This window comes from Chitinilyticum piscinae (assembly GCF_015223195.1).
Taxonomy (GTDB): Bacteria; Pseudomonadota; Gammaproteobacteria; order Burkholderiales; family Chitinibacteraceae; genus Chitinilyticum; species Chitinilyticum piscinae.
In genome coordinates, this window is sequence record NZ_JADFUA010000002.1 from 90,726 (window position 1) to 104,539 (window position 13,814).

A 13,814-nucleotide genomic window follows, 5' to 3' on the forward strand; every position below is an offset into this window, starting at 1 on the left:
GGCATATGGGGTCTGATGTATGCCTGCTTGAACCTTGCCCTTGCGGCAAAGCAAACGGATTCGCTTCAATGAGCAAACGCTTTGACCTGCTGGTGTTCGACTGGGATGGCACCCTGATGGACTCCACCGCAACGATTACCTACGCCATCCGCCAGGCCTTCGAGGATATTGGCTTGCCGGTGCCCACCGAGCGCGAAGCGCGTTACGTTATCGGCTACGGCCTGACGGAGGCAATGCAGCATCTGGCCCCTCGGGCGGATGACGGCCAGATCCGGAAGGTGGTTGATGCCTACCGGCATTATTACCTCGCCCGAGACCAGCAACTGGTGCTGTTCGACGGTGTGCGCGAGGCACTGGTGCAATTTGCCGAGGCGGGATTCACACTCTGCGTCGCCACCGGTAAATCCCGTGCCGGTCTGGATCGCGTGCTGGAGGCCACTGGTCTCGGGGCGCATTTTCTGGCGACGCGCACGGCGGACGAAGCGTTTTCCAAACCGCATCCGGCGATGCTGGAGTACCTGATCGACTTTGCCGGTGTCGAGCCGGAGCGCACGCTGATGATCGGTGACACCACTCACGACCTGCAACTGGCGATCAATGCCGGCACTCACAGCGCGGCGCTCACCTACGGTGCACACGATACGGATGCGCTGGCGGCACTGCAGCCATTGGGCATTTTCGATGATTTTCCGGCGCTGACCGAGTGGATCCTGGCGCATGGCTGAACGCTGTCTGGGCGAGACCGCGCAGCTGGCCGAGCGCGGGCTGGCGCTACGCTTTACCGTAACCGATACGCATGGGCTGACACGCAATGCCTTTGCGCTGCGCTTTGGTGGCAGGGTCTATGCTTACCTGAACGAATGCGCACATATTCCCATCGAGCTGGATTTCAACCCCGGGGATGTGCTGGACATCAGCCGTGAATACCTTGTGTGTTCCACCCATGGCGCTTACTATCGACCGCAGACTGGCGAATGCCTTGGCGGCCCCTGTCCGGGGCGCAGGCTGGTGGCCTTGCCGGTAGTCGAACATGATGGGCAGCTCTGGCTGCAGGAAGGACATTATCAATGAGTGAATCTTGGGAACGCGATGCGCTGCAGGATCTGCTGACGGCATCGCTGAAAGAGCAGCGTCGTGCGCGGCGCTGGGGGATTTTCTTCAAGCTGCTAACCTTTGCCTATGCCACCGGTTTTATCCTGATGGTGTTCGGCCTGATCCATGCCAGCCAAAGCGAAGTCATCAGCACCGAGCCGCATACTGCCCTGGTCCGGCTGCAGGGCGTGATTGCCCCGGGGCGGGAAGGTACCGACAGCAGCATGCTGGTTGACGGACTGAAAGCAGCCTTTGATGACAAGAATACCCGCGCGGTGATTCTGCAGGCCAATAGCCCCGGTGGCAGTCCCGTGCAGTCCGGAATTGTCTATGACGAGATCCAGCGGCTGCGCAAGGCGCATCCCAAGGTGCCCCTCTATGTAGTGGTCGAGGATGTCTGCGCTTCGGGCTGCTATTACATTGCGGCGGCTGCCGACAAGATTTATGCGGACAAGGCTTCGATCGTCGGTTCGATCGGCGTGCTCATGGACGGTTTCGGTTTTACGGGGGCCATGGACAAGCTGGGGGTGCAGCGCCGCCTGCTGACAGCTGGCAGCAACAAGGGGTTTCTGGACCCGTTTTCACCGCTGGACGAAGGACAGAAGGCCAAGGCGCAGGTGATGCTGGATGAAATCCACCAGCAATTCATCACGGCTGTGAAGCAGGGGCGTGGCAAACGCCTGCAGGATGGCAATCCGGATCTCTTCTCCGGGATGGTCTGGAGTGGTGCGACGGGCAAGCAGCTCGGGCTGGTGGACGAGCTGGGTTCGGTTGATAGCGTGGCTCGTGATGTGATCAAGGTGGAGAAACTGGTGGATTTCACTCCACAGGACAGTCTGGCAGACCGGCTGGCCCGCCAGATCGGGGTCAGTGCGGCTACCCAGCTTTCTACCCATCTGCAACCGCAATTGCGTTGATCCGGTACAGCAGGGGAGGCGAGCATGTCCCGTCGCAAGCATCTGCGTCATGATGATCATGACAACCACGAGCGCTGGCTGGTGTCTTATGCCGACTTCATTACCCTGCTGTTTGCCTTTTTTGTGGTGATGTATGCCATTTCCTCGGTGAACGAGGGCAAATATCGCGTGCTGTCCGATTCGCTGGTTACCGCGTTCAAGCAGCCACCCACTTCGACCAAGGTCATCCAGCTGGGCAATCAGACCGTGATGGGGGCCCCTCCGAAGGCAGTGGCATTACCAGCGCCACCCGTGCCAAATCAGGCGACGGCCGAGCAGGCGCGCAAGATGCAGGAGATGGCCAGCAAGGTGAAATCCTCGCTGGATACGCTGATTGACCAAGGCAAGGTAAAGGTCACCCAGTCCAAGCGCGGCATTGCCGTAGAAATCAGTGATTCGATCCTGTTTGATACTGGCCGCGCCGAGTTGCAGGCGCCATCAATTGATGCGCTGACCAAACTGGCGCTGCTGGTGAAGGATACCGACAATCTGATCCAGATCGAGGGGCATACCGACAATGCTCCGATCAATTCCCCGCAGTTCCCGTCGAACTGGGAGCTCTCGGGCGCGCGGGCGGCCAGCGTGGTACGGGTGTTTGCCGCTGCAGGGGTCGCGCCGCAACGCATGGTCGCGATCGGCTACGGCGAATACCGGCCGATGGATTCGAATGACAGCCCTGAGAGCCGTGCGCGAAACCGAAGGGTAACGCTCAATATCCTGGCGGATAACAAGGATGAGGTCGCTGTGTTGCCAGTGGATGACTCCGCCAAACCGGCCGGTCAGTAGCTCGCCGCGATGATGACCGCCGCCGGCTACCAGCGGATCGAACGCCTTTGCCGCTGCACGATGCACCTTCCCTTGCTGGTGGCATGGGGCTGCCTGATCTGGCGGCCCGTATTCTGGCTCGGGCTAGGAGGCTTCGTGTTCAGTTTCCTGCCCTACCTGTTGGTCTATAACACGCTGGTGCGTGGCTACCTGTATCGGCGTATTCAGCCCCCGCCCGACGACAGTGCTTCCGGCCGACACTGAGCCGCCTCCTCTGCCGCCGAATGCAGGTGCGCAGGGCCGCCTCGTTTGGCGGCGGCTTGGCGGTCTATCTGTGCCTGAAATTGGTGGCGGCATTCATCGCAATCTGTGATCACTCCGGTCCGAAGGGATCGCTGATGCCGCCTGGCAGACTATCGGGTGGTTACCGGGCAAAAACAGGCCATACGAGTGTCTTTTGCCTGCAGGAACATTCGGCCGGGTTGGTGCAGATTTGCGGATCAATCCTGGCGAGAATGATTTGGCAGCCAGTTACTTCTGGACTCGGCCTTTAATAGTCGAGCTGCTTTTGCACGAGCACCGTGTACTTTCGTGTCCTTGCGTGGTGACTGACGACCGCTGGTCGCTTTCACGCTAGCTGGCTGCCCGACGCAGATCCATGAGGTGGCTCCTGTTTATATGGGCTCGGACGCGATTTGCTTGCGCATTGCTGTCAGCCAGACGAGTGGTTGTGCAAACTAGCTTGTCAGTTGTTCATTAGTGATCTCTTATGCGATTAAGGCAGGAGTATGGCTTCGGTATTTTGGCCGGTAGCGCTGCCTGAATCTGTTCTGGAGATCGCGATGAAACGCTTCAGCTTGCATTCCACAGCAACCCGTTTGCTGCTGGCCTCCTGTGTGGTCGCGGTACTGGTTGTGACCACGATTGTCTTGTTCGTCAAACTCGCACTGATTCCGCAACTGACCGAGCAAGCACTGAAAAATCAGACTTATGCACTGGCCTATTCGCTCAAAAATGCTTTTTCAAGCCCTGAGCAATGGACCGAAGCCAATCTGTCCCAGCAGAACGGCTTGCTGGATGGTTACAGTAACGAAGGCAAGGGAACGGCCACGCTGTTCCTGTTCAAGAACGGTGAATACACCCGGATGTCGACGACGCTGCTCAAGGAAGATGGTACGCGGGCGGTGGGCACCATTCTCAAGCCGGAATCTCCGGCTGCTCAGGCGCTGAAAGCCGGCAAGACTTATGTTGGCCCGATCGAGCTCTTCGGCAGGCCGCACATGGCTACCTATCTGCCGGTACAGTTTGCCAATGGCGTCAAAGGTTCGGTGTATATCGGCGTGGATTACCAGTCAGCAGACCCGATGGTGGCACTGTCCAGGCAGATGGACTGGATGGTGCTGGGGGTCGGTGGCACTTGTGTACTCCTGCTGGTGCTGGGTTTCGGCTTCGCAATGCGGGTCGAGCAGAATAGCCGTGAAATTGAAGACATCATGCGCACCATGCAGGAAGGCCTGTTCCTGCTGGATGGCGAACTGCGGGTGGGGCGGCAGACCACGCAGGCATTGTCGGAAATTCTGGGGTTTGCCGTGCAGCCAGGCGCCTACTTTCTCGATTTGCTCAAGCCTTTTGTTTCGCCGAAAACCTTTGCGACCGCCAAGGATTACATTGAGCTGCTGCTGCGCCACGATGTGAAGGAAAAGCTGGTCACCAGCCTCAATCCGCTTGATTGCATCGAGATTAGCACCATGCGGCCGAATGGCGAAATGGAGGTCCGCTATCTGAATGTGCGTTTCAACCGGGTCGTCAAAGGCAGCGAAGTGACCCATCTGCTGGTGACCGCCAAGGACATTACCCGCCAGGTGCGGCTGGAGCGCGCACTGCAGGATAGCGAACGGCGCGTGCAGGGGCAGATGGCGATGCTGATCAAGATTTTGCAGGCGGATGCATCCTTGCTGCAGGACTTCATCAACCGCGCCCTGCAGCAACTGGAGGGCATGAACGAATCGATGCGTACCACGCAGGCCCGGGTGGGGCTGAGCAATCAGCAGATTGTCGACATGCTCAAAGGTCTGCACCGCCTCAAGGGGGATGCTGCATCCCTGCAGCTGGACGAGGTGGTGAAGGACATTCACGAGATCGAGTCAGCCTTTCAGTGCCTGCAGGAGCAGCCTGAACGCAAGGGCGAATCCCTGCTGCCGGTGACCGTCCGGATGAAGCAGCTCTTCGTCGATCTGGGCAGCATTCGCGAGATTTGCGCCCAGCTCAGTCAGTATGGGGCGGCGGTGGCGGTAGAACCGTCCCGTCACGAGGGCGATCCCCGCTCGGGGCTGCATCCGCTGGTACGGCAATGGCGGGCATTCACCCAGCAACTCGCGCAGAAGCAGCACAAATTTGCAGATCTGAGTTATCGCGGCATGAGCCCGGATGCGCTGGCAGCCCCACTGCGCGAGGCGGTGAACAGCATGGTGAACCAGTTTATCCGCAACGCGCTGGTGCATGGCGTGGAGATGCCGGCCGAGCGACGTGTGCGCGGCAAGGATGAGACGGCACATCTGTCGGTCTATCTGTCCGATCTTGGTGATGGCACGGTCGAGCTGAGTTTTCGTGATGACGGACGTGGCATCCTGCTGGATGAGCTGCGCCAGGCGGCCATCCGCGCCGGGCGACTTGCTGCCGAAGAGGCTGCCGCACTCGATTCCCGCCAGCTGACCATGCTGATTTTTGAATCCGGCTTTTCCACTCGCAAGAAAGCCGATGAGGATGCCGGCCGCGGCGTCGGTCTCGATGCCGTCAAGGACATGATTGTCCGGCTGGGCGGTCGTATCCGCGTCGGCACGACGGCCGGCGAGTACTGTCATTTTCGCGTGAGGCTGCCGCTGCAGCTGGTGGCCAGCCCGGCGGAACACACCGATCTTTCACGCATGGAGGCCAGCAAATGAGTACCAAGCTGATGATCGTGGATGATTCGAACATCATCCGCAGCAAGATCAGCCGCACCTTGTCCCGGCATGATCTGGAAGTGGTGGCGACTGCCTGCAATGGCGAGGAAGCGGTCAGCCTGTTCATGTCGACCCGCCCCGATGTGGTGACCATGGATCTGACCATGCCGATGATGGATGGCCTGGAATGCATCCGCGCACTGCGTCGGCTCAATGACAAGGTGCGGATCCTGGTGGTGTCGGCGCTGGCCGACAAGAGTACGGCCATTCAGGCACTGATGGAGGGTGCGCAGGGCTTTCTGTGCAAGCCCTTCACCGAGGATGAGCTGACTGATTCAATCGATGAGCTGCTGCGGGGGTGACATCATGGACGAACACGAACTGCATGTCTTTATCGACATCGTCAGCCAGTATTTTTCGCGGCAGACCGGGCGCGAACCGGAGATCGGCACGCCGTATCTGGGTGAGCCGGCTGCCTTGCCCGTGCATGATCTGACCGGGGTGATTGGCATTTCCGGCGTGCGCAAGGGCTGTGTCTACTTTACCGCGCCCAAGGACATGCTGCGCAACCTGCTGCTGCAGGGGGGCGAAATGGATGTCAGTGACGACAATCTGTCGGATATGGCCGGTGAAATCGCCAATACCATTTCCGGCAATGCCCGCAAGCATTTTGGCGGTGATTTCCTGATTTCCGTGCCGGTGGTGGTTGCCGGTTGCCCCGACAGCATCCAGATGCCGCGCACGGTCAAGGCCTATATCCTGCCGCTGCGCTGGCACAAGCACGAGGCTGTATTGGTAGTGAGCCTGCAGTAAAACAGCCCGGAGCGTCTAGTTGTCGCCGATGGCGGAGCGCTGCGCGGCGGCGCTTTCGTCACCACCCAGAAAATAGCGCTGAGTGCAGGCAAACGCGATCAGTACCGGCAGCGCCGCGACGATAATGGCGGCCATGACCATGCTGGTTGAGGTCGAGAAAGGGCCGGTCAAGTCGTTGAAGATGCCGACCGACAACGGTACTTTCAGCCGGTCTTTCAGGATCACTGCCGGCCACAGGTAGTCATTCCAGCTCTGCACGAAGGAAAAGATGGCCAGTGCGCTGACCATGGCCCGGCACTGGGGCAGCGCGACCCGCCAGAGCAGTTGCCATTCGCTGGCACCGTCAACGCGCGCAGCATCGAGAATATCCTGCGGCAGATCCTGAAAGGCCTGGCGCATCAGGAATGCGCCAAACGCGCTGGCGAGTCCTGGCAGCACCACAGCGACATAACTGTCGACCAGCCCCAGGCGGGAGAAGGTCAGGAAGTTCGGAATGATGGCCAGCTCGCTGGGCAGCATCAGCGTCAGCAAGAGCAGCATGAAGAGCGCATTGCTGCCGCGAAACGGAATTTGTGACAGTGCATACCCACAGGGTATGGCCAGCAAGGTGCTGAAAATTGTGATTCCCAGCGATATACCCAATGAATTGAACAAATAGCGGCCAATCGGGATTTCTGCTTGGACGCGGCTGAACCACATCAGTCCCGGCTCATGTGGCCAGAGGGATTGCGGAAAATGCCACATGTGCGACGGATCTTCGGAGATCGCTACCGAGAAGGTCCACAGCAAGGGGAAGGCTGCGACCAGTACAAACGGCAGCAGGGCAGCGTACTGCCCGAGAGCGGGAAGCCAGTCCCGGCGTTTCATCGCACACCGCCGTGGCGTAGCAGGCCGTTCTCACCCAGCCAGCGTAGCTGTACGCGTGCCAGCAGCAGGCAGAATAGCGTCAGCAAAAAGGCAACGGCACCGGCGGCACCGAAATTCTGTCCGTAAAAACCGACGTAATACGCATACACCAGCAGTGTACTGGTGCCGGCACCGCCGCCAGTCAGCACGACGATTTCCTGAAACGCCTTCAGCGCCGCAATGGTCGCCAGCAGCGTCGCCAGCAGGATCACCGGCTGCAGAGCGGGCAGGGTGATGTGACGCAAGCGAGCCCAGGCACCGGCGCCATCGAGCATGGCGGCTTCCAGCTGTGCGCGAGGCACATTCTGGAGGCCGGCCAGATACAGCACCATGTAATACCCGGCGTATTTCCAGCAGTAGAACACCAGCGTCGCAGCCAGCGCATAGCGCGGATCGTTCAGCCAGTCGGGTAGCGTGTGTTGCGGCAATCCGGCCAGGCTGGCAAGCAGCCAGTTGACCAGTCCGTCCGGCTGCAATAGCTGCTGCCAGACTACCGCACCGATGGTGACAGACAGAATCACCGGTGAATAGAACAGCGCTCGGAACATGCCGATGCCGGGGCGGTTGACTCGCAGCAGCAGTGCCATTCCGAGTGCAACCAGCTGCAACACGGGCACGACCAGCAGAAAGACCAGCGTGTGCAGCAGGGCAGGATGAAAATACTGCTCGTCTTCAGCCAGAAACACGAAGTTGGCCAGCCCATTCCATGCCGTCGCGCCGCTGGCGATAAAGTAGTCGTGAAACGCCAGCCAGCCGTTAAAGAGCAGCGGCCACAGCGTAAACAGGGCAAACAGCAACAGGAAGGGCAGCATGAATAGCCAGGCCGTGCTGGCATGAACGCCGGGGCGAGCCATGATGCAATCTCCGTGGCGAGTGATGTTTCATTCTGGAAGCTGCGTTTGCGCTGCGTTTGTCATTGCTTGCGAATCTGCACTCGGTTGCAAAGCGCAAGTGAGGACAAACGTCGTCTTCAGTCCTGGGCGATGCTGGTAGCAGGGTACCAGCCGCGTGCGCCGGTGGCCTGTTGCTGGAGAAAGACAATGCCTGCGAAGAACCGAACCCCGGGACGAGCACTGCTGCTTGGCGGGCTGCTGCTGCTGCTTCTGGCCTGGATCAGCTGGGAATGGTGGCCACGCCAGCCACCGACTGCCAGCGGCGTGGTCGCCACTACCGCCAAGGGCGCACCACGGGTCTACACTCCCTATCTGCCGAATTGGGATCAGGTCGAGCAGGCACGCATGGAGCAGCAGGGTGCGCACTTTCCCGGGCAGGTCTGGCTGGAAGGCCCGACGCATCGGCGCCTGATTGCACTGACTTTCGATGATGGCCCCAGTGAATACACCAGTAGCCTGCTCGACGTGCTGGACAAGCACCACGCCCGGGCGACCTTTTTCTGGCTGGGACAGAACCTGGACGGACGCAAGGAGATCGCGCAGCGTGCCTTGCGGGCGGGCCACACGCTGGGCAACCATACCTGGAGTCATCCGGACATGGTCGATACCGCCGAGAGTTACTGGTGGGACGAGGAACTGGCCCGCACCCAGGTGGTGTACCAGCGCATGCTGGGTATCGAGCCGTTGCTGATGCGTCCGCCCTACGGTCGTATCAGTGATGCGCAGATTACCCGCCTGCAGGCTCGCGGCATGAAAGTGATTCTCTGGTCACTCGACACGCAGGACTGGAATCGCAACCGCATGCTGTTCGGCGCGCACGCTATCGAGCGTGGCCTGCAGGATTATGTGCACGAGGAAGCCATCGTGCTGATGCACGACGGCGGCGGCAAGCGCGGCAAGACCGTCGAAGCCGTGGATGCGCTGATTCCCTGGCTGCGCGCTGGCGGTTATGAGCTGGTGACGGTGGACGAGCTGCTGGGTGTCCCGGCTTACCGTGCAGCCGGGCAGTCCGGCCGTTAGTGTTGCTGATACCACTGCGGGTATATTGCTGGGTTATTTTAATTTAAGGCTTTTTCTTGGTATACCCAAGTTATTGTTGATGTGCGGCACAGCAAAGTCTGTCTTGCTTGGGCGAGGTGAGGAGGCTCCGCCATGCTTGCGATCAGGTTCAGCTCAGTAGCAACTGAAAGCGCAGCGACTCGGCAAAGCGGCCGAATGCCCTGGCGAGCCATACCTGCCCGGCCGTATCGATGTGCAGCTGATCCGGAGAAAACACCAGCTCGATATGTCGCAGCAGTTGCGTGATCCGCGCATGCAGTTCGGCTTCGGGCAGCTGCCTTGGATCAGGCAGGCCAAGCAGTTCGGCAACCGTCTGCGACTGCACAAAGCGCAGTTGCCCCAGATCGATGCCGTCGATGCGCAGGCCATGACACCAGATCTCTGCGCACCGGATTGGCCAATGTCAGCCGGATGATCTTTCCCGCTGCCTGTGGGGCAACTGAGCTGGAACTGGATTGCATGGCAGCGATCTCCGGGAGCGGCAACTGTAATCCTGTCAGTATGCCCTGTTGCTGTTGCAGGGGCATGACGCTGGCTTAAGCGGCTGCGAGAAATCAGCGCACGATGCAGGTCAGTTACTGTGATGTTCCAGTACGAACCTGGCCCCGGCGTCTTCGCCCAGCAACTCGACCAGCTCGGGCAGCAGGCTTTGCAGCGTGCCGGCCAGTGTCCAGGGCGGGTTCAGGATGAACATGCCGCTGCCGTGCATGCCGAAACCGTCCCGCGCCGGCGTGCGTACCTGCAACTCGGCGCGCAGCCAGCCGTTGGCCGGCAGCTTTTTCAGCTTTTCCGGCATTTCGCGGGTTTCTGTGCGCCCCAGCAGGGGGTACCACACGGCGTAGATGCCGGTGGCAAAGCGCTTGAGGGCGTCGTCCAGTGCCGCCGGAACGCGCCGATAGTCATCCTTGACCTCGTACGGCGGATCGATCAGGGTCAATGCACGGCGTGGTTGCGGCGGCAGCACGCTTTTCAGGCTGTTGAAACCGTCAGCCTTGGCCATCTGCGCCCGGCGTCCCACATGCTCGAAATTGCCGGCGAGCAGCTCATGGTCACTCGGGTGCAGTTCGAACAGCTTGAGCCGGTCATCTTCGCGTGCGCATTGCAGAGCAAACCACGGTGAGCCCGGGTAGTGGCGCAGCTCGCTGCCCGGATTCATTGCGCGCACGGCGGAGACATAGCGCTGCAGCGGCTCGGATAGATTTTCGGCCTGCCACAGCCTGCCGATGCCGGTATTGAATTCGGCGTTTTTTGCCGCGAAGCCTTCGGTCAGCGCGTACAGTCCGGCACCAGCATGGCTGTCGATATACCACCAGGGCTTGTCCTTCTGGTTCAGGTAGTCGAGCAGCAGCAGCTCAATGCAGTGCTTGAGGACATCGGCGTGATTGCCGGCGTGAAAGGCGTGGCGGTAGCTGAGCATGACGGAAGCGGGGCTTGCAAAACAGCTATTTTAACGGAGCCGCGCCGCAACGGTGCGCTGATGTTTGGCAGAGGCAAGGTTTGACTTCTATGGCGGCTATCCCGGAGCAAGTGCTGCACGGCAATGACGCCGTGCAGCAGGTCATACGGTGGCGAATACTAGCTCGCGCCAGCACTCCACAGCGTGGCGAAGTCGATGGGCACGTCCGTATTGCAACCATACAGTGCAATGAACGCCGACTCGGTTTGCAACCAGCGCGCTGCGGCCTGATCCAGTGCCGGCTTGTTCAGAATCCGTTCGGGATGCGGGGGCAGACTGTGATTGTTTTTGCCATATAACCAGTGAAAGGACAGCGCGCGGGCGTATTCCAATGGCCTGTTGCCACGCTCATCGACCAGTTTGCGGCTCAGCTGCACGCTGGCTTCGACTTCAGCTTCAGTGACGCCCTCGCTGCGCAGCTGGTTCAGCGCTTGTGCTGTTTCCCGGGCCATTTTCGGGCACTGGTTTGGCGGACCGTTATAGGAGAACATCAGCACCGCGCCCTGACCCGACCCCAGATCGTAGCTGCTGTCCACACTGTAGCTCTGCCCGTTTTCAAAGCGCAGTACCTTGAGCAGCCGCTCGCGCACGATGCCCGAGAGCGCCTCCAGCAAATAGGCGTCGCTGGAATCGACGGATTGCGGGGTCACGATGCGCCAGTTCACATTGGCTTCTGTTCCACGTGAGAACAGCAGTCGCTCATCAGCGTTGGTATTCAGCGGCATCGGCTGAATGGTCTGTAGAACCGGACGGTGTGCCTGCAGCTTTAGCCCCCCCAGGTAGCGTTCGACCAGTGGCCGGGTCGCTTGCGGATCTGCCACGCCGGTCAACACCAGCCGTAGCCGCGACGGATCGCCAAACAATGCCTGTTGAGCCTGCTGCACCTCCCCCATCCACAGGGTGTTTTCTTCGCCGCGCAGACAACGCCACGGCCAGATTGGTTGCGCCAGTGATGCCAGTCTTGAGCCTAGTGCAGCACTGCCGCAATTATATTGCCCTAGTGCTGCAATTGGCTTTGCGTAAGGCGCCCAGTCCTGCGCCAGTGGTTGCAGGTTCAGGTACAACATCTGCAGCGCGGTTTCCAGATCGGCTGGGTTGGCGCGGCCGAAAAAGCCCGAGCTATCGGGCCAGACCGTGTATTGCAGTTGCACATCGTGGCCGGTCATCGCGTCGCGGAACTGGTTGAGCGGCATCGCTCCGGGCGAATTTTCCCAGTAATAGTGCCCCAGAGCCATTCCTGCCACGCGCAGGCGCTCTGGCAAAGCCAGCAGGCTGCCGGGTTCGCGCAGCGCGATCCCGATGTCTTCAGCGGGTTTGACGGGCTTTTGCCAGAGCACCTGCACGCCGTTGTCCAGTGTCCAGATGCCGCCATTGGCGACGTCTGTGCTGGCCACGATGTGGCCTGGCTCCGGCAGCGTGGGTAGCAGGATGGCTTTCGTGCTGGCCAGTTGCTGCGGTTCAAGCTTGGCCTCTTTGACTACCTTGCTGATACGCCGGACATCGTTGTCGTTGATGTAGCCGAAGTTGGCTGTACCCTTGCTGTCCACTTCAGCCAGCTGGCCGGGCGTCGTCATCAGCTCGTCCAGCGCCTGCTGCAGGCTGGCCGGGGTCAGTTTGGGCTGGTTTTCTTCCCAGTGCGCCAGCCACTGCTGCGGCGTCCAGCGCATTGCGCCCAGCATCGCCTCGTTGACCAGGATGGTGGCCCATTCTTCCCGACCTTGCGGTTTGCGTGCGAAGGCCTGCTGATTGGCCGTCATGATGCGCAGCTGTTCGTCGACTTCGGACTGGGTAAAGCCGAAACGGCGTGCCCGCTCCGCTTCGGTCAGGATAGCCTGCAGCGTATTCTCGGCCTGCCGTGATTTCGGTGTGGCCATCAGAGTCCAGCGTTGCACGGGGCGTGCTGCGGTATCCTGGCCGCTGAATATCTGCTCATAGCTGCGTAGCTCGGTATTGGCCGCTTCCAGTCGGCGCTGCACGATGGCGAGAGCCGCGGTGCGTTGCATGTCACGCAATCGACCCTGTTCGGTGCTGACGCCATCCCAGCGCTCCAGCCAGCTCCAGCTGACCACAGGGAGATTCATGCGACTGATCTCGTGATAGTTCGCAAATAGCGCCTGTTCCTGAAGATCCCGCAAGGCGGGGCGGGGCGCTGCAGCCGGGCCGGCAGGGATGGCAGCAAACTGCGTGCTAATCTGCTGGCTGACCAATTCCGGGTCAACATCACCGACGACGATCACCGTCATGCGCGGGGCCAGGTAGTTGCGCTGGTAAAAGCCCTGAATATCCTCGGCTTTGGCCGTTTCCAGAATGCCGATCTGTCCCGCGGGATTGTGTTCGCTCATGACCCGTCTGGCAAACAGGCTGTCGAGATACGTGTCCCAGTAATGCATGGCTTGCTGCCGCATGCGCCACTCGTCGATCACGATCTTGCGCTCGGCATCGACGCCAGCCTGGGTAATGCCGATGCCCCCAGCCCAGTCGGCCAGCAGTAACAGCGAGCGATCCAGATCAGCCGTTCTGGCGCGGAAGTGATACAGCGTTTCGAACTGCGAGGTGAAGGCATTGCTGTCCTGACCCCAGCGCATGCCCTGATTGTTCAGGTAGTCGATCACCAGGCCGTCCGGGAAGTGCCGGCTATTGCGAAACGCCATGTGTTCGAGAAAATGTGCCAGCCCGCGCTCGTTTGGTTGCTCGTCGAGCGAACCGGCTTTGACGAGAAGGCGGAATTCGGTAATGCCGGGGTCGGCCTCAACGCGCTTGATGACGTAATGCAGGCCATTGGCGAGTGTACCTTCGCGCAGGCTCTGATCTGTGTCCGCAGCGCTGGCGTTGCTGCTAGACAGCAGCAGGCCGAGCGCCAGCAGCGCGCAGTGAAATGCGTTCCCAAGCCGCCATGCGGCAGTGTGTTTGCCTAACAATTCGGCCATGTATG

Annotated in this window: 14 protein-coding genes; 9 read left to right on the forward strand and 5 right to left on the reverse strand. The window is 60.2% G+C overall.

The genetic code is table 11. The features are described 5' to 3' along the window. The first annotated feature begins 68 nt into the window (after positions 1–68). From INR99_RS04285 to INR99_RS04320, 8 genes are all read left to right on the forward strand, one after another. On the forward strand, positions 69–725 hold the full coding sequence (locus INR99_RS04285; RefSeq protein WP_194115073.1) for an HAD-IA family hydrolase: 657 nt from the start codon (positions 69–71) through the stop codon (positions 723–725). Then, on the forward strand, positions 718–1,071 hold the full coding sequence (locus INR99_RS04290) for a Rieske (2Fe-2S) protein (RefSeq protein WP_194115074.1): 354 nt from the start codon (positions 718–720) through the stop codon (positions 1,069–1,071). The genes INR99_RS04285 and INR99_RS04290 overlap by 8 nt, the downstream gene beginning before the upstream one ends. Beyond that, positions 1,068–2,009 carry a S49 family peptidase gene (locus tag INR99_RS04295; RefSeq protein ID WP_194115075.1) on the forward strand — a complete coding sequence of 314 codons (942 nt, stop codon included), beginning with the start codon at positions 1,068–1,070 and terminating at the stop codon, positions 2,007–2,009. The genes INR99_RS04290 and INR99_RS04295 overlap by 4 nt, the downstream gene beginning before the upstream one ends. Before the next feature lie 24 nt (positions 2,010–2,033). Beyond that, positions 2,034–2,834, forward strand: a complete 801-nt coding sequence (gene motD, locus INR99_RS04300; protein ID WP_194115076.1) for a flagellar motor protein MotD — start codon at positions 2,034–2,036, stop codon at positions 2,832–2,834. A gap of 9 nt (positions 2,835–2,843) precedes the next feature. Further along, the gene (locus tag INR99_RS04305; RefSeq protein WP_194115077.1) at positions 2,844–3,077 is read left to right on the forward strand and encodes a hypothetical protein; all 234 of its coding nucleotides are present in this window, start codon (positions 2,844–2,846) and stop codon (positions 3,075–3,077) included. 578 nt (positions 3,078–3,655) lie between these two features. Further along, on the forward strand, positions 3,656–5,755 hold the full coding sequence (locus INR99_RS04310) for a Cache 3/Cache 2 fusion domain-containing protein (RefSeq protein WP_194115078.1): 2,100 nt from the start codon (positions 3,656–3,658) through the stop codon (positions 5,753–5,755). Further along, positions 5,752–6,117 carry a response regulator transcription factor gene (locus INR99_RS04315; protein ID WP_194115079.1) on the forward strand — a complete coding sequence of 122 codons (366 nt, stop codon included), beginning with the start codon at positions 5,752–5,754 and terminating at the stop codon, positions 6,115–6,117. Before INR99_RS04310 ends, INR99_RS04315 begins: the two co-directional genes overlap by 4 nt. Positions 6,118–6,121: 4 nt before the next feature. After that, entirely contained in the window at positions 6,122–6,568 is a 447-nt protein-coding gene (locus INR99_RS04320) for a chemotaxis protein CheX (protein ID WP_194115080.1), read from the forward strand. Positions 6,569–6,583: 15 nt separating this feature from the next. Here INR99_RS04320 and INR99_RS04325 read toward each other — a convergent pair whose 3' ends face one another. Both INR99_RS04325 and INR99_RS04330 read right to left on the reverse strand, forming a co-directional pair. After that, on the reverse strand, positions 6,584–7,435 hold the full coding sequence (locus INR99_RS04325) for a carbohydrate ABC transporter permease (protein WP_194115081.1): 852 nt from the start codon (positions 7,433–7,435) through the stop codon (positions 6,584–6,586). Continuing rightward, positions 7,432–8,328, reverse strand: a complete 897-nt coding sequence (locus INR99_RS04330; RefSeq protein WP_194115082.1) for a carbohydrate ABC transporter permease — start codon at positions 8,326–8,328, stop codon at positions 7,432–7,434. Before INR99_RS04330 ends, INR99_RS04325 begins: the two co-directional genes overlap by 4 nt. 186 nt (positions 8,329–8,514) lie before the next feature. On the opposite strand from INR99_RS04330, the gene INR99_RS04335 reads away from it, so the two are divergent. Continuing rightward, positions 8,515–9,387: a polysaccharide deacetylase family protein gene (locus INR99_RS04335; RefSeq protein WP_194115083.1), complete on the forward strand. Its 873-nt coding sequence runs from the start codon at positions 8,515–8,517 to the stop codon at positions 9,385–9,387. A gap of 148 nt (positions 9,388–9,535) precedes the next feature. Here INR99_RS04335 and INR99_RS04340 read toward each other — a convergent pair whose 3' ends face one another. The 3 genes from INR99_RS04340 to INR99_RS04350 form a co-directional block, all read right to left on the reverse strand. Beyond that, positions 9,536–9,751 (reverse strand): hypothetical protein, encoded by a 216-nt coding sequence (locus INR99_RS04340; protein ID WP_194115084.1) that lies wholly within the window; start codon positions 9,749–9,751, stop codon positions 9,536–9,538. A 246-nt stretch (positions 9,752–9,997) separates the two neighbouring features. Next, positions 9,998–10,843, reverse strand: coding sequence for a 23S rRNA (adenine(2030)-N(6))-methyltransferase RlmJ (locus tag INR99_RS04345; RefSeq protein WP_194115085.1), 846 nt, complete (start codon positions 10,841–10,843; stop codon positions 9,998–10,000). A gap of 158 nt (positions 10,844–11,001) precedes the next feature. After that, positions 11,002–13,809 (reverse strand): M16 family metallopeptidase, encoded by a 2,808-nt coding sequence (locus tag INR99_RS04350; protein ID WP_194115086.1) that lies wholly within the window; start codon positions 13,807–13,809, stop codon positions 11,002–11,004. Positions 13,810–13,814 lie beyond the last annotated feature (5 nt).